Source organism: Streptomyces sp. NPDC001492, from assembly GCF_053597275.1.
The window spans coordinates 102,324-127,319 of sequence record NZ_JBSFHW010000025.1; the positions used below are offsets into that span (position 1 = coordinate 102,324).

Below are 24,996 nucleotides of genomic sequence, written 5' to 3' on the forward strand. Positions count from 1 at the left end.
GGGGAAGAGCCATTGGGAGCTGGATGTGGCACTCCTCGTGGGACGCGTTGAGCTGCCGTTTTGGTGATGGGTACCTGTTTGAATTTCTGCTGCGTTGCCCGCCGCAGCCACCGCCGACCGGGGCTCCCGTGGGTGCCGGCTACGGGTGTCTGAGCACGCGGAACTTGTTGCCGTCGGGGTCGGTCAGCAGCACCGCGCCGTCCTCGCGGTGGGAGGAGTCGAGATGTTTGGCTCCGAGGGAGAGCAGGCGCTCGACCTCCGCCTGCTGATCGCCGTCCGGTGCGAGGTCGAAGTGCAGGTCCTTGCCGGGGTCCGGCATCAACGGCGGACCGCCCCATGTGATCTTCGTACCGCCGTTCGGCGACTGGATGGCGGTCTCCTCGTCCTGGTCCCAGACCAGCGGCCAGCCCAGCGCCTCGCTCCAGAAGTAGCCCACGGCCTGCGAACCATCGCAGGCGAGCGCCCCGATGAAGCCACAGCCGGCGAGGAATCTGTTGCCCGGCTCGATGACACAGAACTCGTTGCCCTCGGGGTCGGCGAGCACCACATGGGACGCGTCCGGTCCCTGGCCGACATCGGCGTGCTGCGCGCCGAGGTCGAGCGCCCTGGCCACAGTCTCCTGCTGGTCCTCCCAGGAGGAACTGGTCAGGTCGAAGTGCAGCCGGTTCTGGGCGACCTTCTGCGCCTGGGTGGGACGGAAGCCGAGGCGGTAGCCGGCGTCATTCCCGGACATCAGGGCGACGTCGTCGTAGGAATCGTCGGCTCTCTCCAAGCCCAGGACCCCGGACCAGAAGTGCGCTAGGCGCTCCGGCTGGTGCGCGTCGAAGGAGAGTGCGATGAGTCGGCTGGTCATTGCGCCACGCTTCCTCGGTCCGTTGAGTGCCAACTGTCGGCAGGGCGCCATGTCAGCGCCTTGAACGAGGATAGGTACAGCTCTCCTGCGGCGAAGTGCTCCTCGTACCGTGACGGTTGAGGAGGCGGTGTCGATGGTGTCGTTGGTCCTGGTGTGTCGTGGACAGCCTGCGTGCGCTTGATGGTCGGCCCCAAACCGCTGATCGTTGACGAGTTGGGCTATCTGCCGCTGCTGGAGGACGGCGCCTCCGCCCTTCCAGGTGATCAACCAGCGGTATCTGAAGTCTTCGACGATCTTGACGCCCGATGTCGGGATCGCCGACTGGGCAGGCACTTTCGGCGACGGCACCGTTGCCGCGACGATGCTCGACCGGCTCCTGCACCGAGCCGCGGTCTCGTCGGCATCGACGGCCCCTCCTACCGGCGGCGCAACCACCAGAACCAGGCGGACGCCTTGCGGATGGGAGTGAACGCCCGTGTCTCCTGACCAGCCCATCATCGCCGAGGGCACCGACGCTATGACCCGACGCTGCCCGGTCTGCGAAACCGTCTTCGCCATCGCCAGCAGCACCAGCCGGCAGGTGTTCTGCTCACCCACCTGGCGCGAGGCCAACCGGCAGAAGATCCCACGCAGATGGCCTGCCCGGTCTACGCAGGCGAGTTGACCGCCTACGGCCGCGCGAAACGTCGCGTCTGCTGCTCTCCCCAGTGCCGGCACAAAGCGTTCAACAGCAGCGAGGACCACGAGCTGCGGACCTGCCCGACCTTCGAGAACGTCTTCGACGCCCCCCTCCACGGTGCGGCGGGTCCACTGCTCGCCCGCATGCCGCAAGGATGCCGAACGGCAGCGCGAGCATGAACGCGAAGAGGCCCTGGCCCGCCGCCTGGGTGAAGCGGCGCTCCACCGCCGCAGACAGGGCCAGAATTCCCGCCACCGCCCAAAGCCGTCACTCGCCCCGGGCACCAACTCGTCGCCCAACGAGACCCGTTGGAGCCCGCGGCAACCCCCAACTGCCAGCACTGCCAGCACTGCCAGCACTGCCAGCAGCCCGTGACCATCGTCGCTCCGCTGGCCACGCCAGAAGCCGCACGTCCTCCCCTGCCCACCGGTCCCGACATCATCCCGATGCGGAGACTCCCCCGACACGCGCATGAAGCAAGGCAAGTACGCCTTGACAATGTTGAATTGTCAAGGCGTACTTGCCTCATGGCTCTTCCAGACTTGGACGATCTCATCGCGGAAGTCGACCGCAGATGCGACACCGCGCACCGCCCCGGCGGACAAGAACAGCCGGACTGGCTCGCCATCCTGACCGTCGCCGCCCAACTCGCAGGCCAGATGCAGGCGCTGGCAGATGACCTGGTCGAGGACTACGTCGAGCACTGCCGGATGCACGGCTCCTCATGGACCGACATCGGAGCCGCCCTGGGCGTGACTCGACAGGCGGTCCAGCAGCGTTTCCACGCACCGCACAAGCGATACGGCCCCGAGACGATGACCGACGACCTCCGCCAGGCGATGGTCCACGTCAAACAGGCGGCGGTGCAGCACCGCAATAACTACATCGGCACTGAGCACCTGCTCTGGGGGCTGACCGCACAGGACAACAGTGCCACCCAGCTCCTGCAGGCCGCCGGCGTCTCACCGGAGACGGTCCACCGGTCCGTCGGGACCCGGCTGAGCATGGGCGCCTCCCAAGCAGCCGAACGCATCGCATGGACGCCCTACTCCCGCAAGGCCATCGCCATCGCGGAGGCGTGGTCCGAGCAGAACGGCTCCGAGTACATCGACTGCGACGACCTGCTGATCGGCCTTGCCCAGGTCGGTCGCGGAGTGGCCGCCAACGTACTGACCGAGGCCGGCTTCGACCCAGCCGTCCTCAACGACACGACTGCGGACACCCGCTCATCGCAGAACGGCTGACCACAACCCCCTGCACCAATTCCGGCCTGCTCACCACAAGGTCGGCACGAAACCCCGCCGCACTGGATAACTGACAGGCTCAGCGCTTGGTCTGGTAGCTGTCCCCCATGGTGGGCGTCATATTGTGCTGGGCCAGCGCGTTGAAGGATCTCCGATCGCGGTCGGCAGCCTGGCGCCGCGCCTCCTCGATCAGCAGGCCGTCTGCATTCTCCGTCGGCCCGTTGTCGCGTCGAAGTAACACCCAGACGAGCGTGCCCACAGCTCCCGCGAGCAGGCCGAAAAATACAGCGATCGTCACCAACGCATGCCCCCGCGGAAGGTCTGGCCCGAGTGTTCGACTCGATGTCACCCTATCCGCTGGTGTTCCGCGGAAAACGTGCTGGAGGCACGCCGGAGCCGGAAATCGATTGGTCACAGGGCCAGTTGCGCCGACGATGCGGCGGGCCGCCGCTCGGGGATCGCCACCATTGCCGAGGGCCCGCTGGACTGTCGGGAACAGCAGGGCCGCACGCCCAGCCCCGCACGGGACAGCCACCTAGCGCCGCATCAGGCAACGTTCGCCCTACCGATGGCTACTCTGACGACGTGGCCGATGAAAAAGACAGTGGGAGCGGCTCGATCCGACACCCCTCGTGGGACCCGGTGGTGTCCACCGTCGAGCTGGAACTGGTCGGCCTCGCTTTCTCCGGGTTGGTCGCTCTGGTGGGGTGGCCGTTCGGGTGGCTGCCCGACACCGGTCTCGTCGGCCTCATGACGGGCCTGATCGCGATCGGGCCTGCGGCTGAGTTGTACCGCGGGGCCGCCCCGCCGCGTCGGCTTGCTGTTGTCGCCGCTCTCCTTGTGCTGGCAACGGTGAGACTGCTCGTGGCTGCAGCAGTGAACTGGGCCTTTCCTGCGCTCGCTGATCCGGGCGTCGGTATCCTCGTCGGCTACCTTGTTGCGCTACCCATCGGCGTGGCGGTGTTGGCTTGGTTCCTCATCAGGGCGAACGTTGACTGATGCGGCACTAGGAAGTCGGCCAGCTTGGCCAGGCTCCAGGTCGAGAACGGCAGGCGGTGCTCGGCTGGCTTGGACGTGGCGATCTTCTTGATCTCGCGCCGCTCGGGCTGGGTGAACGTCCTGGGCCGACCGCCCTTGTACTTCGGGTGGAGCGCCTCAAAGCCGTCGGCACTGAAGTTGTGGATCACGTCCCGGGCCCCGGTCCGCACTGGTGAACGTCACCTCGGCGACCTTCACCACGGACATGCCCTGGGCAGACGGCAGCACCATCTGCGCGCGCCGCCAGGTCACCACCGAGCCGGAGCCACGGCGCATGATTCTCAGCAGCCGGCGGCCCTCGTCGTCATCGATCTGGCCTAAGCGCAGCGGTTCTGCCACGTGCAGACGTCAGCGGCTGCACGCGTGTTCACGCCCTCATGCCGGGCGAGTGCCCTGCTCCCGCAGGGCCGCTTCCAGCCGGGCGATGTCCTCGGTGTCCTTCCTGCGGCGGGACCGGCCCGGAACCCGAACCGGCATCATCAGCTTGATCTTGATCTGGCCGCGGGGACTGATGATCCGGCACCGCAGTGCCCCGATGTGGCCAACAGGAGCATCGAGCATGCCCGCTGGCCACACCTCCCCGGCCCAGGGGCCGCCGGCGACCACAACGCGCCCGAACCGGTCCTTGCTCAAGAGAGCGAAGCCGCTCTCCACGTCCTCCTTGCAGAAATCGAGCTGCTGGTCGGCAGGCGACCCGGACAGCGGCTCACAGCCGGAACGCAGCAGGCCGCCGGTCAATGCAGGAGCGTCCTCCGCCCAGGCGAACCAGTCGATGTCCACGTGGGCACGCGTGATGTCGACAGGGACGCCGTGGCGGGCGGCGACCAGCCCCGTGAACAGGCCGATGAGGGCGACGCACGGGGTGGGCCAGGCATTGCGCACAGGTCGCGGCCGGGATGAGCACACTGCGCCGGCTGACCCGGCGACCTGCCCAGCACCTCGCCCTGGCGCCGTTCCCCGGATCCCTGCACCTGTCCGATCTGGTGAGGGATCTCGGGCGGACTGCCGTCGCCGGGGACGGTCCAGGCGAGCCAGCCCCATCGGGTGCGCTCGTGGACGAGCACGGCTTCGCGGTCGGCCGAGCAGGTGTGGCCTGGGACGTGGTCGGCGCGCGACCCGCCGGCGACGGCGAGCTGGGGCCGGCCCACGGGATCACCGACGCCCTGGGGGAGGAACAGGCGACGACCGGGCACCCCTCGTCATGCAGGACCGCGGGTTCGCGCCTTCTACCTGCGGGACATGAGGCAGATGATGTCGAACAGGACCGTTGCCGCGGCGATCGACGTGATCTCGGCGTGGTCGTACGCCGGGGCCACCTCCACCACGTCCGCGCCGACGAGGTGCACGTCCGTGAGTCCGCGCAGCACACGCAGCAGTTCGCGGCTGGTCAGGCCGCCCGACTCCGGGGTGCCCGTACCGGGGGCGAAGGCCGGGTCCAGTACGTCGATGTCGATGGACAGATACACCGGCAGGTCGTCGACCCGTTCCGTGACGGCCTGGATCGTACCGGAGGCGCCGAGGTCGTCGAGGTCGCTCGCCCGGATGGTGCGAAAGCCGAGCCGCTTGTCCTCGTCCATGTCCGCCCGCTCGTACAGCGGGCCGCGAATCCCCACATGGATGGAGTGGTCCTCGACCAGCAGCCCCTCCTCGAAGGCGCGGCGGAGGACGGTACCGTGCGTCGTCGGGGCGTCGAAGTACGTGTCCCACGTGTCCAGGTGCGCGTCGAAGTGGACCAGCGCGACCGGCCCGTGCTCGCGTACCACCGAGCGCAGCATCGGCAGCGCGACGGTGTGGTCGCCGCCGATCGCCAGCACCCTGCGCCCGCCGTACCCGACCTCCCGGGCGTACCCTTCGACCTGGCCGAGGGCCGTGTCGATGGAGAAGGGCGTGACCGGGACGTCGCCGGCGTCGACGACCTGGATCCGGTCGAAGGGCGCGGTGTCCAACTCGACGTGGTGTCCGGGCCGGAGATGGCGGGACGCCTGGCGCACGGCCATGGGGCCGAACCGGGCACCGGGGCGATACGAGGTGCCGGCGTCGAAGGGGACTCCGAGCACGGCTACGTCGTAGTCGCCGACCCGGTCGATCTCGGGCAGCCGTGCGAAGGATCCGGTTCCGGCGAAGCGGGGGACGTCGGTGCCGGACACCGGGCGGATCGGGTCGGGCATACGGCACTCCTGTCCAGCGGCGCGGTCTCGTCCCGGAACTGTTCAACAATCGGGTGATGTACAGGGTGCCCTGTGGTGGTTTCTGCCGTGTAACGCCATAGTTGTTGTTCAACATTCCTGCGCTATCCTGCCGCCATGTCGCAGACCATCACGGGCCTCGGCCGCTTCGCAGGGGTGGCCGACGCCTTGCGCGAGCGGATCGTGGCGGGGCGGCTGCCGCCCGGCACGCCCCTGCGGGACGTGGCGCTGGCAGCCGAGTTCGGGGTGTCGCGGAACACGCTGCGGGAAGCACTCCGCACCCTGCACGACGAGGGCCTGGTGGTGCAGCGACTGCACAAGGGCACGGCGGTGACGACACTCTCGGCTACGGACGTGCGGGACATCTTCATCGCCCGCCGGGCCATCGAGCTCGCCGCCGTCGAGGAAAGCCCGTTCGCAGCCGAGCCGTTGCTCGACGCGCTGGAGGCGACGGTCGCGACGGCGGAGGCCGCGGTCACCGCCGAGGCGTGGAACGAAGTCGGCACGTCCTCCCTGCGCTTCCATCAGGCCCTGGTTGCCCTGCTGGGCAGCCACCGCACGGACGCGTTCTTCCGCGTCATCGTCGCCCAACTCAGGCTGGCCTTCGCCGTCATGGCCGACGAGGCGGAATACCAGGAGCCATGGGTGGCCCGTGATCGCGAAATCTGCAATCTCGTACGTGGCGGTCGCCGCCAGGACGCGAAGGATGCTCTGAGGCTCTACCTCGACGACTCCGAACGCCAGGTGCTGGACGCCGTGCGCGCGGACTCCCGGACGAAAGGCACGCCCCCATGACCACGCAGCCGTCCAAGGCCGCAGCCGCCTACCGGTCGACCGAGGGCGGCGCCCTCGACGTCGACCGGGACTTCTACGACCGCTTCGCGGGCGTACGCCACGAACCGGTGGAGGCCTTCGAGATACCGATCCGCTCCGGCCGGGCCTGGACCGTTCCGCAGGGTCATCTTTGTCGCATCGTCACCATCGAGGGACCGCAGGTCGGTGACCTCAACGTGTGGAACCTCCACGATCCGCGCGAACGCATGTGGGCCGCCCGGACCCGCCAGCTCCAGCGGGCGCACATCTCCACGTACGACCGGGTGTGGTCCAACCTGCCTTTCCTGCGGCCCCTGTTCACGGTCACCGCCGACAGTCTCGCCGACTACGGTGTCGACGCCGACGGCGGTCGCGTGCACGACCTGCTGGGCACGCGCTGCGACCCGTACGTCAACCGGATGCTCACCGGCGAGGACTTCGACTTCCACTGCCACTCGAACCTCGTACGGGCCGTCCTGCCGTACGGCCTCACCGAGTTCGACGTGCACGACGTGCTGAACGTCTTCCAGTGCACCGGGCTCAACGCCGACGACCAGTACTTCATGAAGGACTGCCCCGCGCGCGAGGGCGACTACTTCGAGTTCTTCGCCGAGACCGACCTGCTGTGCGCCCTGTCCACCTGCCCCGGCGGTGACTTGTCGGTCCCCTTGTGGGGCCCCGAAGCCCGCGACCCCCTGGACGTGTGCCGCCCCCTCGGCATCGAGATCCTCCGCCCGGACAGCGCCCTGCTGGACGGCTGGACCCCGCCGGCCCGGGCCGCCTACCGCAATCTGCACGGCATCCGGCGGCCGGAATGGAGCGACACCGGGGCGCCGTCCTGACCATCCGGCACCCCTCCTTTCCTTCTCGCGCTGTGCCACGGCAACGGACACGGGTGGGAAGAGGGAGATCAAGGATTGACAGCTCTAGGCCGATTCCCTACTGTCCCCTGCCATACAAGCTGTGGCAGGCCGTGCGTGGGACCAGGGGCGGGTCGAGGCGCTCGACGAACTGCTCAGCTCCTCCCCTCACGTGAGGCGCCGCGGAGTCGCCGCCGCGCCGTACAACCGCGAGCAATTCAGGGGTGGCGGGTCCAGGGACAAGGGCGGCAACAAGCGACCGAAACAACTCGTCATCCGGGTCGCACACAGTATTTCGGCAGCATTGACAGCTGCGTAGCGCGAATTCACTACTGCCAGGTGGATGGCGGGCCCAGGGCGACCCAATCCGCCTACTGGCCGCTTCCTTTGGCGTGTCCTCTGCTTACTTCGCAGTACGGTCACAGTTCAATTCCGAAACACAATGAGAACAATGGAAGGTGTTCTCCCGTAACACTGGCACTCCAAATTCCACCCTACCTGCGGTGATGAGGAGTGGGATGTCCAGATCAGCCAAGATTTTCGCCATGGTCGCGGTGACCGGGCTCGCAGTGAGCGCCTGCGGAGGCAATGCCTCGGGCAGCTCGGACGACAGCTCGTCGAGCGGAGGCACGCTCGTCATCGGTGTGGACCTGCCGCTTCAGGGAGCGTCGAAGGACGCGTCCGAATCGACGGTCAACGCGATGCAGCTCTACCTGAACCAGATAGGCGGCAAAGCCGGAAAGTTCAAGGTGAAGCTGAAGGTCTACGACGACTCGACGGCCGCCAAGGGCGCCTGGGACGACGCGACATGCGCCAAGAACGCGCAGGACCACGTGGCCAACACCGAAGAGGTCGCGGTCATGGGCACCTACAACTCCGGCTGCGCGAAGATCGAGGTACCGGTTCTGAACCAGGACCCGAAGGGCCCCATGCTGATGGTGTCCCACGCGAACACCAACCCCGGTCTGACAAAGGCTTGGGACCCGGGCGAGCCGGAGAAGTATTTCCCGTCCGGAAAGCGCAATTACGCCCGTGTCATTGCGACCGACGACTACCAGGGCGCGGCGGGAGCCCAGTTCGCCGCCAAGGACCTCGGCGTCAAGAAGTGCTACGTCCTCAATGACAACCAGACCTACGGTCAGGGAGTTGCCAAGGCGTTCGCGGACGAGGCGAAGAAGCAGGGCATCAAGGTGCTCGGCAACCAGGCCTGGGACCTCAAGCAGCCCAACTACACCGCGCTGTTCACCAGCATCAAGGCGGCGAACCCGGACTGCGTCTACCTCGGCGGCATCTTCGACAACAACGGCGGCCAGCTGGTCAAGGACAAAGTCAAGGTCCTCGGCGACAACTCCAAGGTGAAGCTCATCGCCCCCGACGGCTTCAGCGGTTACCCGGACTTCGACAAGCTGGCGCAGGCCCAGGGCTCGTACCTCACCTTCGCGGGCCTGACCACCACGACCCTGCGCGAGCAGGGCGGCGTCGGCGCGAAGCTGCTCAACGCCTACAAGAAGAAGTACGGCTCCGATCCGGCCACCAACTACGCGCTCTACGCGGTGGAGGCCCTTCAGGTGATGCTGAAGGCGATCGAGGGATCCGACGGGACCCGCAAGAGCATCCGGGACCAGGTGTTCTCGGGCAGCGGGATCAGCATCCCGGCCGACGTCTCGGCCGTGGGCAAGAAGCTCACCATCTCCCCGAAGACCGGTGACGTCGACGTCCTGGACATCTCGGTGATCAACGTCAAGAACAACACCGAGAACTTCCTGAAGCCGTGGCCCGTCACCAGCTGACCTGAGGCCCGCGGGGCGGGCGGCATCCGACCGGGTGCCGCCCGCCCCGCGACCGGCTTCGCGGCCGGCCCTCCACATCGTCAGCCCAACCCCTCGCGAGGACCTTCATGGCAGCAACTGCCACCAGCGTCGTGGCGCCCTCCACGATCGACCGCAAGGCGGTCTTCCAACGCTATGCCACGTACGTCATCCTGCTCGGCGTCGTCGTCTGGCTGGCCGTCAATCTGATCCACTCACCGTCACAGTTCTTCTCGGCGGGCGCCGAGGGATTCAGCAACGGGATGCTCTACGCGCTCATCGCGCTCGGGTACACCCTCGTCTACGGCATCATCGAGCTGATCAACTTCGCTCACGGCGACCTGTTCATGCTCGGAGCCCTCTTCAGCGGCTTTCTGCTGACCACCGTCATGGGCGCGGACCAGTCGAACCTCCTCGGCTGGGTGCTCTTCCTCGTCACGCTGGTCGCCACCATGGCCTTCTGCGGCGGCGTCAACGTGACCCTGGAGTTCGTGGCCTACCGGCGCCTGCGGCGGGCTCCCAAGCTGGCCCCGCTGATCACCGCGGTCGGCATGAGCTTCATGCTGCAGTTCGTCGGCCTGAAGTGGAACGGCTCGACGCCCAAGCAGTGGCCCTCCGTTCTCCCCGAAGGGGACTTCGGGATCGGCGGCTTCAGGGTCGACTACAGCCTGCTGGCCGTCGTCGTGGTGACCGTGCCGGTCCTGCTGCTGCTGAGGTGGGTGGTCACCAGCACCAGGCAGGGCAAGGCGATGCGGGCCGTGGCCCAGGACCAGGACGCCGCCCGGCTGATGGGCGTCAACGTGAACCGGACCATCTCCTTCACGTTCCTGCTCGGCGGGGCGCTGGCCGGTACCGCGGGCGTCATGTACCAGCAGGTCGTGGGCACCACGGCGTACAACCTGGGGTACCAGATGGGGCTCATCGCCTTCACCTCCGCGGTCCTCGGCGGCATCGGCAACATCACCGGCGCCGTGCTGGGCGGGCTGCTCATCGGCGTCATCCAGGGTTTCAACGACGGTCTGCCCTACGGGTTCGGACAGCGGTGGTCCCAGAGCGTCGTCTTCACCATCCTCATCCTGCTGATGGTCTTCAAACCCGAAGGCCTGCTGGGCCGACCGACCACGGAGAAGGTGTAGCCATGGCTTCCGAGGCTCCGAGCCGGGCACGGCGGAAGCCGGGCCTGGCCATACCGCACCGTATGCGCTGGCCGCTCGGGTACAGCGCGGCTGCGCTCCTGGTGTTCCTGGCGTACTACTACGTGATCCCGAACCTGGGTCCCGACGGCCAGACGTTCTTCCGCAACTGGCTGCCGCTCACCTCGGTCAACGAGGCGCTGGTCTGGGTGATCTGCGCGCTGGGTCTCAATATCGTGGTCGGTTACGCCGGTCTGCTGGACCTGGGCTTCGTCGCCTTCTGGGCACTGGGCGGCTACACCGCCGGCTGGCTGATGTCCAGCTTCTTCTACCAGGTCAACGTCCATGTCTTCGGCGGATCTCTGGGCACCGTTCCGGGTATCCACGTCAGTTTCTGGCTGGTGCTCCTCGTCGCCGGTGCGTTCTGTGCGCTGTGGGGCGTGATCATCGGCGCGCCCACCCTGCGGCTGAAGAGCGACTACCTCGCGCTGGTGACGCTCGGTTTCGGCGAGATCATCCCGCAGGTCTTCACCAACGGCGACGACATCGGCGGCTTCAACCTGACGAACGGCACGAAGGGCATCACCCCGGTCGACCCGATCGGCATCGGCTCGACCAGACTCGGGCCGTTCGACCTGGTGTGGAAGTACCTGATCTTCGTGGGGATCGCCGCCGTCGTCGTCTTCATCTCGCTGCGGCTGCGCGAGGGCCGGCTCGGCCGCGCCTGGCTGGCCATCCGTGAGGACGAGCTCGCCGCGAGCATGATGGGCGTGCCGCTCATGCGCACCAAGCTCTCGGCCTATGCCGTCGGCGCGGTGGCGGGAGGCTTGGCGGGCGTCGCCTTCGCCACGCATGTCGGAGGCGTCCTGCCCGACCGGTTCAACTTCTCGATCTCCATCACCCTGCTGGCGATGGTCGTGCTCGGCGGCATGGGCAACGTCTGGGGGGTCATGCTCGGCGCCCTCGTCCTCGCCTGGGTCAACTCCACCGGCCTGCCGCAGTTCGGGACGTCCTTCAACGAGCAGTTCGGGACGGACATCAACTTCCCGTCGTACAACTACCTGCTGTTCGGCGGCATCCTCGTGCTGATGATGCTGTTCCGCCGCGAGGGCATCCTGCCCGAGTCGCGGACCAGGCTGGTGCTGCACGAACCCAGCCGGACCGACATGGAGTCGCTGCACGCCGACATGGAGGCGCCCGCCCCCGAGTTGGACGAGCCGCTGCAGACCGTCGTGTCCGACGCATCGCAGGAGACCGCCGTGGCCGACGCGCCGGAGAAGACCGTTGTGGCCGACGGACTGGGAGAGAAGGCATGACGACGACCTCACCGACGGCACCGCAGGACTCCGTCACCGGCGTGAAACTGCACGCCGACCGCATCACCGTGAAGTTCGGCGGCCTTGTCGCTGTCAACGACGTCAGCTTCACCATCCCGGAGCAGTCCGTGGTGAGCCTGATCGGGCCCAACGGCGCGGGCAAGACGACGTTCTTCAACGTACTGACGGGCCTGTACCGGGCGACCAGCGGACGGGTGGTCCTGGGCGACAAGGACATCACCAATCTCGTACCGCACCGGATCGCCTCCCTCGGCATGGCCCGTACGTTCCAGAACATCCGGCTCTTCGGACTGATGACGGCCGAGGAGAACATCAAGGTCGCCATGCACTCCAAGCTGAAGTCGGGACCCTTCCACACGATCGTGCGCACCCGACGGCAGCGCCGCGAGGAGAAGCAGGCCCACGACACCGCCCGGGAGTTGCTGGACTTCGTCGGCATCGGCAAGGTCGCCGGCGAGTACGCACGCAATCTGTCCTACGGCGACCAGCGGCGGCTGGAGGTCGCACGGGCGCTCGCGCTCGACCCTGCGGTCCTGCTCCTGGACGAGCCGAGCGCCGGCATGAACCCCCAGGAGTCGGGCCGGTTCGCCGAGTTCGTCCAGCGCGTGCGGGCCGAGAAGGACCTCTCGGTCCTGCTCATCGAGCACGACATGAGCGTCGTCATGCAGGTCTCCGACCGGATCACCGTGCTCGACAGGGGAGAGAAGATCGCCGAGGGCGGCCCGGACGACATCAGGTCCGACACCCGGGTCATCGAGGCGTACCTCGGCAAGTCCGGAAGGGGCAAGACCACATGAGCGGCGCAGGCGGCGTGATCGACACGCGCGAACCGATGCTCGAACTCGACGAGATCCACGTCTACTACGGCAACATCGCCGCGGTGAAGGGCCTCTCGCTCACCGTCTACCCGGGCGAGATCGTCACTCTGATCGGTTCGAACGGCGCGGGCAAGTCCACCACCCTGCGGGCGATCTCGGGCCTGCTGCCCGTCCGGGGCGGCACGATGACCTTCCAGGGCCGCAAGCTCAACGGCGTGCCCGATCATGAAGTCGTCCGACGTGGCATCGCCCACTCCCCGGAGGGCCGGCGCATCTTCCCCCGGATGACCGTCGACGAGAATCTCGACATGGGCGCGTTCCTGCGCAAGGACAAGGAAGGGATCGCCGAGGACCGGGAGAGGATCCTGGAACTCTTCCCCCGGCTGAGGGAACGGCTCCACCAGCAGGCCGGCACCATGTCCGGCGGTGAGCAGCAGATGCTCGCCGTCGGACGGGCGATGATGGCGAAGCCGCGACTGCTCCTGCTCGACGAGCCTTCCATGGGCCTGGCTCCGGTGCTCGTCGACGTCATCTTCGAAACCATCGTCCGGATCCGCGAGCAGGGCACCACGGTCCTGCTGGTGGAGCAGAACGCGCTGGCCGCACTCGAAGTCGCGGACCGGGCCTACGTCCTGGAGTCCGGTGCGCTGAAACTTCACGGTCCCGCGGACGAGTTGGCCGAGGACGAGGAGATCGTCAAGGCGTATCTCGGCGGCTGAGGGAGGCGCTCGCGTGAAGGTGATGCCGTCCATGACGCGAGCGCACCGACTCGGCGTGCTGATGGGTGCCGTCTCCGCGGTCCTGGTCGGCGTCTCCTTCGTGGCGAGCAGCAAGATGGCGCACTATCCGTTCCTGGGCGGGCAGGCGGTCCGCTACGCCTTGGGGTTCCTGTTGCTGGCCGTGTTCTGTGTGCGGCGCAACTGGGCACCGGTCCGGCGGCTGACCCCACGGCTGTGGGTGCGGCTCACCGGGGTGACGGCGGCGGGCCTGGTCGGTTTCAACGTGGCGGTGCTCTCCGCCGAGCGCACGGCGGAGCCGGCCGTTCCGGGCGTCGTCGTGGGGTGTACGCCGGTCGTGGTGGCGATCCTGGCGCCGCTGATGGAGTCCCGGCGCCCCTCCGGCCGCGTGGCCGGCGGGGCGCTGGTGGTGGCGGCCGGGGCGGCGGTGGTCCAGGGGTTGGGGCGGACGGACGCGGCCGGCCTGGTCTGGTCCCTGGTGGCGATGGCCGGGGAAGTGGTCGTGGCCCTGTTCGTGGTGCCGGTGCTCAGGGTCCTGGGACCGTTGCTCCTCACCACCTGCGCCTGCGCGATCGCCTCGGTGGAGGCGGCGGTGCTGGGATCGGCCGTGGACGGCCGGGCAGGGGTGAGAATGCCCGACGCAGTGGAGACGGCGGCACTGGCGTGGCAGATCGTCGCCGTGACGGTCGTCGGAATCGTGCTGTGGTTCGGGGCCATCCACCGGATCGGAGCGGTGGGAATGGCCCTGCTGTCCGGGCTGATCCCGGTCTCGGCCGCACTGACGGCCCCCTTGGTGGGTACGGGAACGTTCGGTGTCGGACAGCTGGTGGGAAGCCTGCTGGTCGCGGGCGGCGTGGCACTCGGCGCCACAGTCTCGCCCGACGCGTCGGGCAGGGACGCGGACCCGAGCCCGGTCGCCGCGCCGTCCGTGCGCCGCAGGTACGCTGCGGGGCGCCGACGCGGGGCACCCTGACGAGGAAGCGAGAGCACATGCCGGAGGACATCCTCTTCCTGTCCCGCGGCCAGGTGGAGGCCCTCTTCTGGGGAGCGCCGAACTGCCGGACAGGATCCTCCACTCCAGCCGCTTCGACGACTCGATCGTCTTCTGCTACGCCTCCCGGCTGTCGGCGGACACCGGTGCGGTCAGCAAGTTCGGCAGCCTGAATCCGGCCAACGCCGCGCGGGGATTGCCGAATGTGCACGCCCCGATCGCCGCGCTCGCCCCGGAGACCGGCCGCCCCATCGCGGTGCTGGACGGGACAACGGTGACGACCCTGCGCATGGCCGCGAGCAGCGCCCTCGCCGTCGACGCCCTCGCCCGCCGGGACGCCACGACGCTCGCGGTCCTCGGCTCCGGCATGCAGGCCCGCACGCACGTACGCGCCCTCGCCCGGTACGCCCGCTGCGGTCGGTGCGGATCTGGAGCCCCACACCGCACAACCGGCAGGCCGCCGCGGGCGAACTCGCCGATGAGCTGGGCATCGACGTACAGGCGGTGCAGACCGCCGAGGGCGCGGCCGCCCCCGAAGTGTTGTCCCGGGCGAGCGCAGTCGTCGACGACGACCCCGCCACCGCCGCGGGACACTGCGGGCCGGTCGTGGCAGCGCTGCGGTTGGGCGACATCGAAGAGCGGGAACTCGTCGCTCCGGGCGAGGTCGACGTGGGCCGTGCGACCGCCCGCGCCGATGAGGACGACATCGTGTTCTACGGCAGCGTCGGCCTGGGAGTGCAGGATGCCGCGGCCGTCTGGGCACTGATCTACCGGGCTCGCGGCGCGGTCCGCACCCAGGCCTGAGCCTGACGGCAGTGATCCGTGGCCTACCGGACGGTCAGACCGCCGCTGATGACCAGGGTTTCGCCGGTCTCGTAGGAGCCGTGACACAGCTTCCACACCCAGTCGGCGACCTCCTCCGGGTGCGCCGCGCGGCCGAGGGGAATGGTGGCAACGGCCTGTCGATACGGCCCCCGGCACGAGTGCCGGGAGTGTCGACCCGGCCTGGGCAACCGCGCTGACGGTGATGCTGTCGGCGGCCAGCTCCACACCGAGCGACCGGGCCAGCGTGAGGATGGCGGCCTTGGAAGCGCTGTAGGGCGGCTGACCGGGAGAGACGGTCAGGGCGTCAATGGAGGCGAAGTTGACGACGGCGCCACCCCCGGCCGCGCGCGGCGCCGGCACCGTCGCGGCGATGGTGTTGAGGGTGCCGAGCACGTTCACGTCGAAGATGCGGCGGTACGCGGCCTTGTCGAAGTCGGCCAGCCTGGTGGGCGGGTAGATCCCGGCGACGTTGACGACTGTGCACAGGCCCGTGGCGCCGGAGAGGCCGTGCGCCCCCGTCGAGGGCGGTGGACAGGGCTGCGCGGTCGGTGATGTCCATCGGAGGGGCCGGAAGGCGGAGCCCCGTTTCCGATGCCGCCTTGGCCAGGGCGTCGGCGTCGCGGTCGACTCCGAAGACGGTCCATTCCTCGGCGAGGAAGCGCTGCGCTCCGCGACGGCCAGGCCCATGTCGCTGGCCGCGCCCGTGACGAGGGCCGTGGAGCATGTCGGACCTGACGTATGCTCAGTGAGTACCGTACATCGTGAAGTCGCAGGTCACGGAGCTGGGTGTGCGTGAGGCTCGGCAGGCTCGTGCTGGTCGCGGGCGGATGCCTTCGGTGTGATCATCGGTCAGCGGGTTATTTCACGGTTCGTCAGCACCAGCAGGGCCCTGACCTGGATGGTCGCCCTCCTCGGGTCGGTGCGGACCTTGCCCAGGACCTTCCAGTTCTTCAGGTGGGCGAAGCCGTGCTCGACCGGGGCCCGCGCCTCGGCCAGTGCCTTGTTGGACAGCTTCTGGCCGCGGGTCAGGGGCCGGTTCCGGGCCGCCTTGCAGTCGCAGATCACCGCAGGGTCGGCGTCAGGAGGACCGTCGTCGAGGCCGATGAACCCCAGACCGGCGATGGCACCGAGCCCGGCGGCCCACAGGTGGGCGGTGAGCTTGTCTTGTCGGCGGGCGGTGATCCCGGAGGTGCGTCCACGATGCACAGCGCTCAATGGCGACCGGCGCCCGACACGACGTCGCGCACCACCTCCATCAGCGCTCGCGCCCGTGCGGACTGCCGAACCCCGTCGAGACGGGCGAGCACCACCTCCAGGGGTGGGTAGTCGTTGGTCAGGTCCAGACAGACCACGGCGCCGCCCGCATAGGTCTGATCGGTGGCGGGGCGCTGATTGAGCACCGAGTAGCCGTGGCCCTGAGCGACCAGGGAGCGCACGGTTTCGTAACTGCGCGTGCGGTAGCGGACGTCAGGGCTGGTTCCGGTCGCGCCGACCAGGGACCGGAAGTAGTCGCGGCTGTGCGGCAGGTCGAGGAGCACCAGGGGGTCGTCCGCCAGCTCCGCGAGGTCGACAGCACCACGATCGGCCAGCCGGTGCTCAGGCGCGACGATCGCGTAGGCCGGGGCTGCGGCGAGGGGCTCACGGACGAACTCGCCGTCGAATCCGAGGTCGTAGGTGAGGGCGAAGTCGATCCGCCCGCCCTGCAGTGCCGACGCGAGTTCCTCGGCCTCGGCCTCCAGCACGGAAACCTCGAGGTCCGGGTGACGTTCGGCGCACATGGTAAACAGCGGGGGCAGCAGGGTCGGGGCCAGTGTCAGGAAACAGCCCAGGCTCACCGTGCCGGTCAGCGAGGCGCCCGTACCGCGTGCCTCCTCCGCCACTGCACGGGCGTGGCCAAGCAGCTCCCGCGCCTGATGGAGCATCCGCTCCCCGGCCGACGTAAGGGTCAACCCCTTGGCCCGCCGACGGATGAACAACTGCACTCGCAGGTCGCGCTCCAGGTTGGAGACGGCCGTGGAGACCGCGGACTGGGCGATGTGCAGCTGCTCTGCGGCGGCGGTCATGGAGCCCGACTCCGCCGCGACGACGAAGTAGCGCAGCTGAACAAGCGTGAAACCGACCGGTGCCGTCATGCCGCAGTCACCCCCTCGCATCTATGAATCAGATCCCCCACACCGAAAACATCTGTTCGACAGAACTCTACCCGCAACCGAGGATGTTTCGTGCGGCAGCACCTCGACACCGAGACGGGCTGCCGCCCGAGGGGGCTGACATGCCGAGTGAAGAGACCGAAGTTGTCGTCGTCGGAGCCGGACAGGCAGGCGTCGCGATGAGTGAGCACCTGGGAGCCCTCGGCATACCGCACATCGTCCTGGAGCGGCACCGGATAGCCGAGCGATGGCGCTCGGAGCGGTGGGACTCGCTGGTCGCGAACGGACCCGCCTGGCACGACCGGTTCCCGGGGATGGAGTTCCCCGACATCGCCCCCGACGCCTTCGCTTCGAAGGAACAGGTTGCCGACTACTTCGTCGCGTACGCCGAGAAGATCGGCGCTCCGATCAGGTGCGGTGTCGAGGTGACCTCGGTGCACAAGCACACCGGTCGAACCGGCTTCCGGGTCGAGACGTCGGAGGGCTCCATCGACGGACGCTTCGTCGTGGCCGCGACCGGCCCCTTCCAACGGCCCGTGATTCCGCCCATCGTCCCCGACGGTGCGGTACCCGTGCAGATCCACTCCAGCGGATACCGCAACCCGGGCCAACTCCCCGCGGGCGCGGTCCTCGTGGTCGGCGCGGGTTCTTCCGGTGTCCAGATCGCCGACGAGCTGCGCCGGTCCGGTCGCCGGGTCTTCCTCTCCGTGGGCCCGCACGACCGTCCTCCCCGCGCGTACCGCGGACGTGACTTCTGCTGGTGGCTCGGCGTGCTTGGGCTCTGGGACGCGCAGACGCCCGCCCAGGGAGCCGAGCACGTCACCATCGCGGTCAGCGGCGCCCGCGGCGGCCACACCGTGGACTTCCGCGCTCTGGCCGACACGGGTATCGAACTCGTCGGCCTGACCGCTTCCCACGGTGACGGCATACTGCGCTTCGCGCCGGACCTCGCCACGAACATCGCCCTCGGCGACGCCACGTACCTCGGACTTCTCCGGGCCGCCGACGCGTACATCGACCGCAACGGGCTCGACCTCCCCGAGGAGCCGGAGGCGCACGTCCTCGGGCCGGACCCGCACTGCGTGACCGACCCCCGCCTGGAGCTCGACCTGGCCGAGGCCGGTGTCACCTCGATCGTCTGGGCCACGGGCTTCGCCACCGACTACAGCTGGCTGGACGTCGACGCGTTCGACGAGAAGGGCAGGCCGAACCAGCGCCGCGGGGTGTCCTGCGAGCCCGGCGTCTACTTCCTGGGCCTGCCCTGGCTGTCCCATCGCGGTTCGAGCTTCATCTGGGGCGTATGGCACGACGCCCGGTACGTCGCCGACCACATCGCGACATGGCGCGGACACCTCGCGTACGGCACCACCGACCAGCCCATCGCCGCACAGGCGACCCGGAAGAACTGAGGAGCGGGCAATGACCTCCACGAACGAGGACCGCGAGCTGAAGGCCCCGATCGTCACCGGCGGGCACACCCGGATCCGGCCGTTCAACACGCGCGACACCTATCCCGAGCAGAGCCTCGACAACGACCTGTGCCAGGCCGTCGTGGCCGGCAACACGGTGTACGTCCGCGGCCAGATCGGCCAGGACCTCGCCACCAGCGAGTCCGTGGGCATCGGCAACGCCGAGGCCCAGGCCGAGCAGGCCATGTCGAACATCAAGGTGCTGCTCGAAGAGGCGGGCAGCCGGATGGAGCACCTGGTCAAGCTGACCATCTACCTGGTCGACCCGCGTTACCGCGAGGCGGTGTACCGCACCGTGGGCCGCTGGACCGAGGGCGTCCACCCGATCTCCACCGGCCTGGTGGTGTCGGCCCTGGCCCGTCCGGAGTGGCTGTGCGAGATCGACGCCATCGCCGTGATCCCCCAGGGGGACCGGGCATGACGTTCTCCCTGGTGGTCCGCGACGGAGAGCGGTTCGGCATCGCGGCCAGCTCCTCGAGTCCGGCGGTCGCCGCGCGGGTCGCCCATCTCCGGCCCGGCATCGGCGCGGCGACCTCGCAGAACATCACCGACCCCACGCTGGGCACCAGCCTCCTGGAGCGGCTGGCGGACCACGGCGACCCAGAACGCGCCCTGGCCGACGTGATGCGTGCGGCACGGAACGCGAACACCATCGCCTACCGCCAGTTGACCGTGCTGGGGCGCTCCGGGCCCGGGTTCGCCTACAGCGGTGCGCACACCTTGGGCAGGCATGCCTGGGCCACTGAGGACGGTGCGGTGGCGGCCGGCAACATGCTGTCCGGCGAGCACATCCCCGGCGTCCTCCTCGACACGTACGCCGCTGCCACGGGCGAGCTGGAGGAGCGGCTGCTCACCGCGATGAAGGCCGCCGTCGCGGCCGGTGGTGAGGAGGGGCCGGTGTACTCCGCGGGCGTGGCGGTCGTCGCGGAGGTGGGCTGGCGGGTGACCGACCTGCGGGTGGACTGGGCCGAGGACCCCGTTGACAGGCTCGGCGATCTCCTCGGCGTCTGGCTGCCCCAGCGGGACGACTACGTGCGGCGCGGTCTTGACCCCGCCGCCTCCCCTTCGTACGGCGTCCCGGGAGACCCGTGATGAGCGCGGTGAAAGAGGCCGGGCCGGAAAACGGTCGACCGTCACGCCGAGGAACTGATCGGGCTCTCCGAGCGGCTGCACGGAGCACGCTTGCCGGAGGCCTGGGACTGGGACACGGTCACCGAGAGCCTGCTGCAGGTCGTCGGGGACCGCGACTGCGACGCACTCGGCCTGGGGCTGCGGGAGATTGCCCGCCTCCTGGTGTGCAACGGGCAGTCCAGCGAGATCCGCGCCGTCGACCCCACCTCCGGGGCACATGTGGCGTACGGGCCCGCCGACCGGATCGAGGTCCTGGTCGAGATCGGCAGTCACCTGGCCTTGGCTGAAGCAGGATCTCCCCTGTGGCCCGGCAACGGTCTGCTGCCGCCCGCCAACTCCGCGCATGCCAGCTGATGTTCGGCTACGAGGCCTAAGGAGTCTGGGCCGAGCTGGTCTGGTTGCCGCGGGGCGTGCCGACAGGCCGGCAGAGGGCGACGGGCCCTGGGTGGCATCGGAACTGGCAATGATCGAAGAACTCCTCACACGGACTCTGGACAGACCGTCCCGCCCCTGGATCTGGCCGGCTATCGGGCGGCCCCTCCCTCGTGGTGCCCGTGCGCAGGTCAGCTGCCTGGCTTCGTCACCGAGAGCCGAGACGAACTCAGTGGATGAGAGGGATGGGCGGCAGCACCGGCAATGACCATTCCGCACGGACGCGTTGCAGGGTGGAGCGGGCCAATGTGTCGGAGGTGCCGATCTCGCGTTGGGCTCGGGCGAGGGCCGAGAACGAGCCGGGGAAGGCCGGGTCGGAAGCGCGGTCTATGTCGTCCCGGTCGAGCGGCGTGGTGAAGATGCTCAGCACGGTGTCCAGATGGTAGGCACGGTTGGCCAGTGTCGCGCCCATGCGGGCGCGGTCGCCGACCACGCCGGCCTGCTGGTGGACCGCGCCTCCCAGGGCACCGAGTCCGCCGTTCTCGGCGATAAGGTCCGCGCGGAAGAAGTGCGCGAGTTCGGCCGGTCCGGCGGGGCCGCCGGCCGTGTTGGCGATGCGGTTCAGTTCGCGATCCACCAGGCTCTGGGCCAGATCAGCGAGTGGGTGAGGCTCGCCCGGCTTTACGTACGAGATGGCCGCGCGGGCCGTGCGAAGGAGGTCGCGGGGCATTCCGCCCGACAGGCAGTAGAAGAGGGCAGTGAAGGGGACGGGCAGGCCTACGACCCGGCGGCCCAGCAGCTTCTCGGCTGTCATCTGGTCGAGGGGTTCGACCCGGATGATCTCGTCGATCGCGCTGTCGAAGGCGTCCCGTCGGCCGACCGGCGCCAACTCCGCGTCCCGCAGCGCCTCGTCGGAGACCGACAGCACGAACAAGCACTTCGGGATGTCGAACACGGCCTTGAGTTCGTTCAGGAAGGTGCGGGCGGTGGCAGCCGGTTCGATGCGGTCGAGCTCGTCGATACCGATCACCACCCGACGGTTGTTTTCGTCCAGTTCCAGCGCGGTCCGTGCGAGGAACCTCTTCAGGCTGTCCACGATCTCGGGGTACGTCTGAGGCTGCTGGGCGAGCGAGGTCGCTCGCTTCGCCGACAAGGACCAGTTCCGCCAGCCGGCGCTGAGAGCCGCCTCGTCCGAGTGGGTCTGAAGGTAGCGGATCGCCCGCTTGTGGCGTTCGGCTTCCGGCGCCGTGCCGAGGCCTTCCTTGATCACGCGGTCGCACAGCTTGTAGAAGAGGTGGAGCATGAACTCCCTGCGGTCGTAGACCACCGGCACCGACTCCACAAGGCTCAACTGCCCCGTTGATTCCGCCTCGTCCACCTTGCAGAACACGCGCAGCAGCTGCGTTTTGCCCGCGCCGCGCGGGCCCGCGAGAGCGATGCTTCCGTTCTCCATCCCCGCGCTGATCATGTCCAGTTGATCGTCCGCCGGCGTGCGCACATGTTCATGGCCGGCGTGCAGCCGTTTCAGTCCCGGGGCGTCACTGATCTCCAGCACGGTCGAGAAGTCAGGCTCGGTCTGCTCGCTGATCCGTGCTCGCAGGAATCTCAACAACTCCTGCCGTACGGCGGACCGCCACTCGGCTTCGGCCTGGCGCTGCGCCTGCTTACGTTCCCCTGGGGCGAGCACGGCGATCCGGTGAGCGAGGGAAAAGGGCTGCCCGGACGACTCGTCCGACCGCGCTATTCTCGCGATTCTTCGGAGCCAAAACGCCGGAATCGCGAACAACACCAGGGTTCCCAGCGTGAACCACCCGCCCCAGGTGTATCCGCCTGCGTGCTCCAAAGGCCGATCGTGCCGGAGCAGCCAGGTGACCTCCGTCGGGTAGATACCCACCCAGACCGCGCCCAGTAGTGCCAACAAGCCGTACGCCAGCCCCACGCTGACGAGCAGCTGACGACCTTTCGCCGTTGGCACGCCCGACCGCACACCCGGCGACAGAAGGTAGAAGACGCACCAGGCCACGAAGGCCAGCCCTCCCGCGACAAGGATCATGAACAGGGGGAGTGCCAGCCCCTTGCCCGCAACGCCTTTGACCGAAGCGGAACCGGAACGGTCATGCTCCAGAACCTCCTTGAGATCCTCGCTCCAGCCGCTTGCCACCCAAACCGTGAGCAGCATCAGCAGTACCAGCGCGCCAGCCGCCACCAACACACGGAAGATCCGACCCTCCACGAGAGTCCGCGAAACGGTCTGCCGATACGCGCTCTCCTCGTCCTGGACCCGCCCGAGGATGACGGAACGCTGCCCTTCCGCGGCGGCTTCCAGCTGCTCCTCACTCACGCGGCCGCTTCTGGCCAGGCTGTCCTTCAGCTCGCGCTCGTCCAGCACGTCCGGCAGCAGTTCTGCGAACAATTCTTCTCGTCTCAGCACCGATGCTCCCCCAAGCTGATCTGCCGCAGCGAGTATCTCCGCGCCAGCACTCGCATCACACCTTTTTGCCACCTCCCGCCACAGAATCCACACCCCACTCGTCAGCCACCCGTCGACCAGTGAAAGCCCGCGCTCGTCCTCTGCCTCCAGCGGCAACTGGCTTGACGGGACGGGGACGTGAGAGCCACCGACGGAGACCTGTACGCGCCTGATGGCCAAGTGGAGACCAACACAGCGGAGTTCGAACTGGGGCGGGCCGTCCGTGCCCTCAGGGTCATGCGTGCCTTCAGCTGTCAGCTTGTGATGTAGCCTCTGCTGCAATGCTTGGCCAACTGCGAGGCACGGGCCGTCAGCTGATCGTCACTCTGTGGGTGCCACCCCGAGGTCGCGGCGCATCGCGGTCCTCATAGCCCGGAGCATGTCCCAGATTTCCTCCTGGGCTTGGGCGGCTGTGCCCATCGTCTCCCCCGGCTCGGGCTCTCCTCGCTCAAGGCGTTTGACCCGACCATAGGCCTTGTTCAGGGCTTGATTGACCGCACTTGCACGTGCAAGTACCTCGTCGGGGGCGATCATCTGTGCTTCGGAGTACCGATCGCGATGGGCTCCCTTTGCTTCGTCGAGTGCATCCTTGTCGATTTCCTCGACACTGTGTTCTTGCATGACGTGCAGGTGACGGTTGAGCGCCGTGGTGAACTGACGCGCATCCCGAGTGAGCTCCATGTAGCAGGTACGTCGGAGGAGTAGGTTGTCGCGGATCTTTTCGTGGTCGCGAACCAGCTCTATCTCCCGGCGTTTTGCCCGCTCAGAGGCGCGTTGGGTAACCAACGATCCCCCCAGCGTCCCGGCTACACCTGCCACAGCGATGATCACTGAACCGAGATCCACGGGCACCCCTTGAAGCCGTTTGTGATCCCATCACCCTTGCCCGTTGCCGCACGCTGTCAAGCACCTAGTGCAGCGCCGCATCGATCTTGCGAGGGTCATGCGGCTTTGAGTGGGGTGCCGTCGCAGGTCCAGCGGAGCGGGTGGGCCTCGTCGTTGTAGGCGAGGGTGAAGCCGCGGATCTGGTCGATGAGGTCCTGGCGCGAGGTGACTCACCGCGTCGCAGAAGTCGGCGTGCCAGGATCGAAACGGGATCTCGATCTGGTTGAGCCATGAAGCGTGTTGGGGTGTGTAGTGGACAGGGCATCGTGGGTGCGCCGCCAGGCAGGTACGGGTCGCGTTCGAGACATGGGACGACCCGTCGTCGAGGACCAGGTGGGTGGTTAGGGCCGGGCCGATGCAGTGATCCAGCAGGCGCAGGAAGCGGATGAAGGCCGTCGAGTCGTTTCGGGTGATGCCCTCCACCAGGACCTGCCCGGTGTGCATGTCCAGGGCCGCGACAATGGAGGCGGTGCCGTGCCTGCGGTGCTCGAACTCGCGGCGCTCGATTCGGCCGGGGCCGGCCCGGGTCGGATGGCGCCGGGGGCGAGCCTGCATCGCGGTCTTCTCGTCCACGCTGAGCACCACCGCGGGCGATGCAGGTAGAGCGCGCACACCTCACCGGCCTTGGCAGAGAAGTCCGGATCCTCTGGCCCGGTGAGCCAGCCCCGCACCAGGTGCGGTTTGAGGTCGAGGTCGGCCAGGATCCGGCCGGCCTGGACGCTGAGGTGCCGGTAGAGGCCAGGTGATGGGCTGTGGGCGGATGGATCCACTGGCTGGCGGTGGCGGGCCGGTCGGAGGTGACGGTGGCGATGATGGCCAGGTGCACGTCGGGGCCGTAGCGGCGCGAGCGGCCCGGCCAGAGTCGGTCCTCCAGCGCGGCCAGGCCCTCGCGGCGAACCTTTTACGCCCGCGCCGCATGGTGTACAGATGCACGCCAAGCGCGCGGGCAACAGCCGCGTTCGGGGCACCGTCCGCACAGGCCAAGTGGCCCGGGCCCGCTGCACCCGGCGCAACGGTGCGGTCCGCGAAAGCGTCAACTGCTGCAATAACGTGCGCTCTTCACTGTCCCAGGCGACCTGGAACGGACTTTCCACCGGGCACACGCCCCCCTTCCCCAGCTCCCGGAATCGCGTTGATCATTGTCGTCGGCAGGGGGCAGGTGTCCCGCCGGAACACGGCAGGCACGGGTAGCAGGAT

Annotated in this window: 25 protein-coding genes and 3 pseudogenes; 17 read left to right on the forward strand and 11 right to left on the reverse strand. The window is 68.3% G+C overall.

Features of this window, described 5'->3' with window-relative positions; genetic code table 11:
* Positions 1–139 precede the first annotated feature (139 nt).
* Entirely contained in the window at positions 140–853 is a 714-nt protein-coding gene (locus tag ACWC1K_RS29395; RefSeq protein WP_450835745.1) for a VOC family protein, read from the reverse strand.
* Between the two features lie 259 nt (positions 854–1,112).
* Between ACWC1K_RS29395 and ACWC1K_RS29400 the strand changes: the two genes are divergently transcribed.
* Positions 1,113–1,322, forward strand: a complete 210-nt coding sequence (locus ACWC1K_RS29400) for an ATP-binding protein (RefSeq protein WP_450835747.1) — start codon at positions 1,113–1,115, stop codon at positions 1,320–1,322.
* Positions 1,323–2,059: 737 nt separating this feature from the next.
* Positions 2,060–2,776 carry a Clp protease N-terminal domain-containing protein gene (locus tag ACWC1K_RS29405; RefSeq protein ID WP_450835749.1) on the forward strand — a complete coding sequence of 239 codons (717 nt, stop codon included), beginning with the start codon at positions 2,060–2,062 and terminating at the stop codon, positions 2,774–2,776.
* A gap of 79 nt (positions 2,777–2,855) precedes the next feature.
* Here ACWC1K_RS29405 and ACWC1K_RS29410 read toward each other — a convergent pair whose 3' ends face one another.
* The gene (locus ACWC1K_RS29410) at positions 2,856–3,074 is read right to left on the reverse strand and encodes a hypothetical protein (RefSeq protein WP_450835751.1); all 219 of its coding nucleotides are present in this window, start codon (positions 3,072–3,074) and stop codon (positions 2,856–2,858) included.
* 287 nt (positions 3,075–3,361) lie between these two features.
* Here ACWC1K_RS29410 and ACWC1K_RS29415 point away from each other — a divergent pair, with 287 nt between their 5' ends.
* A complete protein-coding gene (locus ACWC1K_RS29415; RefSeq protein ID WP_450835753.1) occupies positions 3,362–3,775 on the forward strand; it encodes a hypothetical protein in 414 nt (137 codons plus the stop codon).
* 5 nt (positions 3,776–3,780) lie between these two features.
* Here ACWC1K_RS29415 and ACWC1K_RS29420 read toward each other — a convergent pair.
* The 3 genes and pseudogenes from ACWC1K_RS29420 to speB all read right to left on the reverse strand — a co-directional run.
* Positions 3,781–4,153, reverse strand: a pseudogene (locus ACWC1K_RS29420) (helix-turn-helix domain-containing protein); the annotation flags it as partial.
* A 36-nt stretch (positions 4,154–4,189) separates the two neighbouring features.
* Positions 4,190–4,594 (reverse strand): nucleotidyltransferase domain-containing protein, encoded by a 405-nt coding sequence (locus tag ACWC1K_RS29425; protein WP_450835754.1) that lies wholly within the window; start codon positions 4,592–4,594, stop codon positions 4,190–4,192.
* A 446-nt stretch (positions 4,595–5,040) separates the two neighbouring features.
* The gene (speB, locus tag ACWC1K_RS29430; RefSeq protein WP_450835756.1) at positions 5,041–5,982 is read right to left on the reverse strand and encodes an agmatinase; all 942 of its coding nucleotides are present in this window, start codon (positions 5,980–5,982) and stop codon (positions 5,041–5,043) included.
* 135 nt (positions 5,983–6,117) lie between these two features.
* On the opposite strand from speB, the gene ACWC1K_RS29435 reads away from it, so the two are divergent.
* From ACWC1K_RS29435 to ACWC1K_RS29480, 10 genes and pseudogenes are all read left to right on the forward strand, one after another.
* Positions 6,118–6,795 (forward strand): GntR family transcriptional regulator, encoded by a 678-nt coding sequence (locus ACWC1K_RS29435; protein ID WP_450835757.1) that lies wholly within the window; start codon positions 6,118–6,120, stop codon positions 6,793–6,795.
* On the forward strand, positions 6,792–7,655 hold the full coding sequence (locus ACWC1K_RS29440) for an urea carboxylase-associated family protein (RefSeq protein ID WP_450835759.1): 864 nt from the start codon (positions 6,792–6,794) through the stop codon (positions 7,653–7,655). The genes ACWC1K_RS29435 and ACWC1K_RS29440 overlap by 4 nt, the downstream gene beginning before the upstream one ends.
* A gap of 536 nt (positions 7,656–8,191) precedes the next feature.
* Positions 8,192–9,463, forward strand: a complete 1,272-nt coding sequence (locus ACWC1K_RS29445) for a branched-chain amino acid ABC transporter substrate-binding protein (RefSeq protein ID WP_450835761.1) — start codon at positions 8,192–8,194, stop codon at positions 9,461–9,463.
* Positions 9,464–9,570: 107 nt separating this feature from the next.
* Complete coding sequence (locus ACWC1K_RS29450) at positions 9,571–10,617, forward strand: branched-chain amino acid ABC transporter permease (protein ID WP_450835763.1); 1,047 nt, start codon at positions 9,571–9,573, stop codon at positions 10,615–10,617.
* A gap of 2 nt (positions 10,618–10,619) precedes the next feature.
* Positions 10,620–11,930: a branched-chain amino acid ABC transporter permease gene (locus tag ACWC1K_RS29455; RefSeq protein ID WP_450835765.1), complete on the forward strand. Its 1,311-nt coding sequence runs from the start codon at positions 10,620–10,622 to the stop codon at positions 11,928–11,930.
* A complete protein-coding gene (locus ACWC1K_RS29460; RefSeq protein WP_450835767.1) occupies positions 11,927–12,748 on the forward strand; it encodes an ABC transporter ATP-binding protein in 822 nt (273 codons plus the stop codon). The genes ACWC1K_RS29455 and ACWC1K_RS29460 overlap by 4 nt, the downstream gene beginning before the upstream one ends.
* A complete protein-coding gene (locus ACWC1K_RS29465) occupies positions 12,745–13,488 on the forward strand; it encodes an ABC transporter ATP-binding protein (RefSeq protein WP_450835768.1) in 744 nt (247 codons plus the stop codon). The genes ACWC1K_RS29460 and ACWC1K_RS29465 overlap by 4 nt, the downstream gene beginning before the upstream one ends.
* Before the next feature lie 31 nt (positions 13,489–13,519).
* Positions 13,520–14,479, forward strand: coding sequence for a DMT family transporter (locus ACWC1K_RS29470; RefSeq protein WP_450835770.1), 960 nt, complete (start codon positions 13,520–13,522; stop codon positions 14,477–14,479).
* A gap of 223 nt (positions 14,480–14,702) precedes the next feature.
* A pseudogene (locus tag ACWC1K_RS29475) lies at positions 14,703–14,846 on the forward strand (ornithine cyclodeaminase family protein); the annotation flags it as partial.
* 71 nt (positions 14,847–14,917) lie between these two features.
* Complete coding sequence (locus ACWC1K_RS29480) at positions 14,918–15,301, forward strand: hypothetical protein (RefSeq protein ID WP_450835814.1); 384 nt, start codon at positions 14,918–14,920, stop codon at positions 15,299–15,301.
* A 261-nt stretch (positions 15,302–15,562) separates the two neighbouring features.
* On the opposite strand, the pseudogene ACWC1K_RS29485 reads toward ACWC1K_RS29480, so the two are convergent.
* The 3 genes and pseudogenes from ACWC1K_RS29485 to ACWC1K_RS29495 form a co-directional block, all read right to left on the reverse strand.
* Positions 15,563–16,009, reverse strand: a pseudogene (locus ACWC1K_RS29485) (SDR family NAD(P)-dependent oxidoreductase); the annotation flags it as partial.
* A 162-nt stretch (positions 16,010–16,171) separates the two neighbouring features.
* Positions 16,172–16,528: a transposase family protein gene (locus tag ACWC1K_RS29490; protein WP_450835772.1), complete on the reverse strand. Its 357-nt coding sequence runs from the start codon at positions 16,526–16,528 to the stop codon at positions 16,172–16,174.
* A gap of 5 nt (positions 16,529–16,533) precedes the next feature.
* The gene (locus ACWC1K_RS29495; RefSeq protein ID WP_450835773.1) at positions 16,534–17,454 is read right to left on the reverse strand and encodes a LysR family transcriptional regulator; all 921 of its coding nucleotides are present in this window, start codon (positions 17,452–17,454) and stop codon (positions 16,534–16,536) included.
* Positions 17,455–17,594: 140 nt separating this feature from the next.
* On the opposite strand from ACWC1K_RS29495, the gene ACWC1K_RS29500 reads away from it, so the two are divergent.
* The 4 genes from ACWC1K_RS29500 to ACWC1K_RS29515 all read left to right on the forward strand — a co-directional run bounded on the left by ACWC1K_RS29500 (position 17,595) and on the right by ACWC1K_RS29515 (position 20,426).
* Positions 17,595–18,881: a flavin-containing monooxygenase gene (locus ACWC1K_RS29500; protein ID WP_450835775.1), complete on the forward strand. Its 1,287-nt coding sequence runs from the start codon at positions 17,595–17,597 to the stop codon at positions 18,879–18,881.
* A 10-nt stretch (positions 18,882–18,891) separates the two neighbouring features.
* Positions 18,892–19,362 (forward strand): RidA family protein, encoded by a 471-nt coding sequence (locus ACWC1K_RS29505; protein ID WP_450835777.1) that lies wholly within the window; start codon positions 18,892–18,894, stop codon positions 19,360–19,362.
* Complete coding sequence (locus ACWC1K_RS29510) at positions 19,359–20,033, forward strand: DUF1028 domain-containing protein (protein WP_450835778.1); 675 nt, start codon at positions 19,359–19,361, stop codon at positions 20,031–20,033. The genes ACWC1K_RS29505 and ACWC1K_RS29510 overlap by 4 nt, the downstream gene beginning before the upstream one ends.
* Before the next feature lie 90 nt (positions 20,034–20,123).
* Positions 20,124–20,426 (forward strand): hypothetical protein, encoded by a 303-nt coding sequence (locus tag ACWC1K_RS29515; RefSeq protein WP_450835780.1) that lies wholly within the window; start codon positions 20,124–20,126, stop codon positions 20,424–20,426.
* Positions 20,427–20,673: 247 nt separating this feature from the next.
* On the opposite strand, the gene ACWC1K_RS29520 is transcribed toward ACWC1K_RS29515, so the two are convergent.
* The 3 genes from ACWC1K_RS29520 to ACWC1K_RS29530 form a co-directional block, all read right to left on the reverse strand.
* Positions 20,674–22,875, reverse strand: coding sequence for a P-loop NTPase fold protein (locus ACWC1K_RS29520; RefSeq protein ID WP_450835782.1), 2,202 nt, complete (start codon positions 22,873–22,875; stop codon positions 20,674–20,676).
* A 360-nt stretch (positions 22,876–23,235) separates the two neighbouring features.
* Positions 23,236–23,760, reverse strand: a complete 525-nt coding sequence (locus ACWC1K_RS29525) for a hypothetical protein (RefSeq protein WP_450835784.1) — start codon at positions 23,758–23,760, stop codon at positions 23,236–23,238.
* A 30-nt stretch (positions 23,761–23,790) separates the two neighbouring features.
* Positions 23,791–24,411, reverse strand: a complete 621-nt coding sequence (locus tag ACWC1K_RS29530; protein WP_450835786.1) for a transposase — start codon at positions 24,409–24,411, stop codon at positions 23,791–23,793.
* Positions 24,412–24,996: the final 585 nt, after the last annotated feature.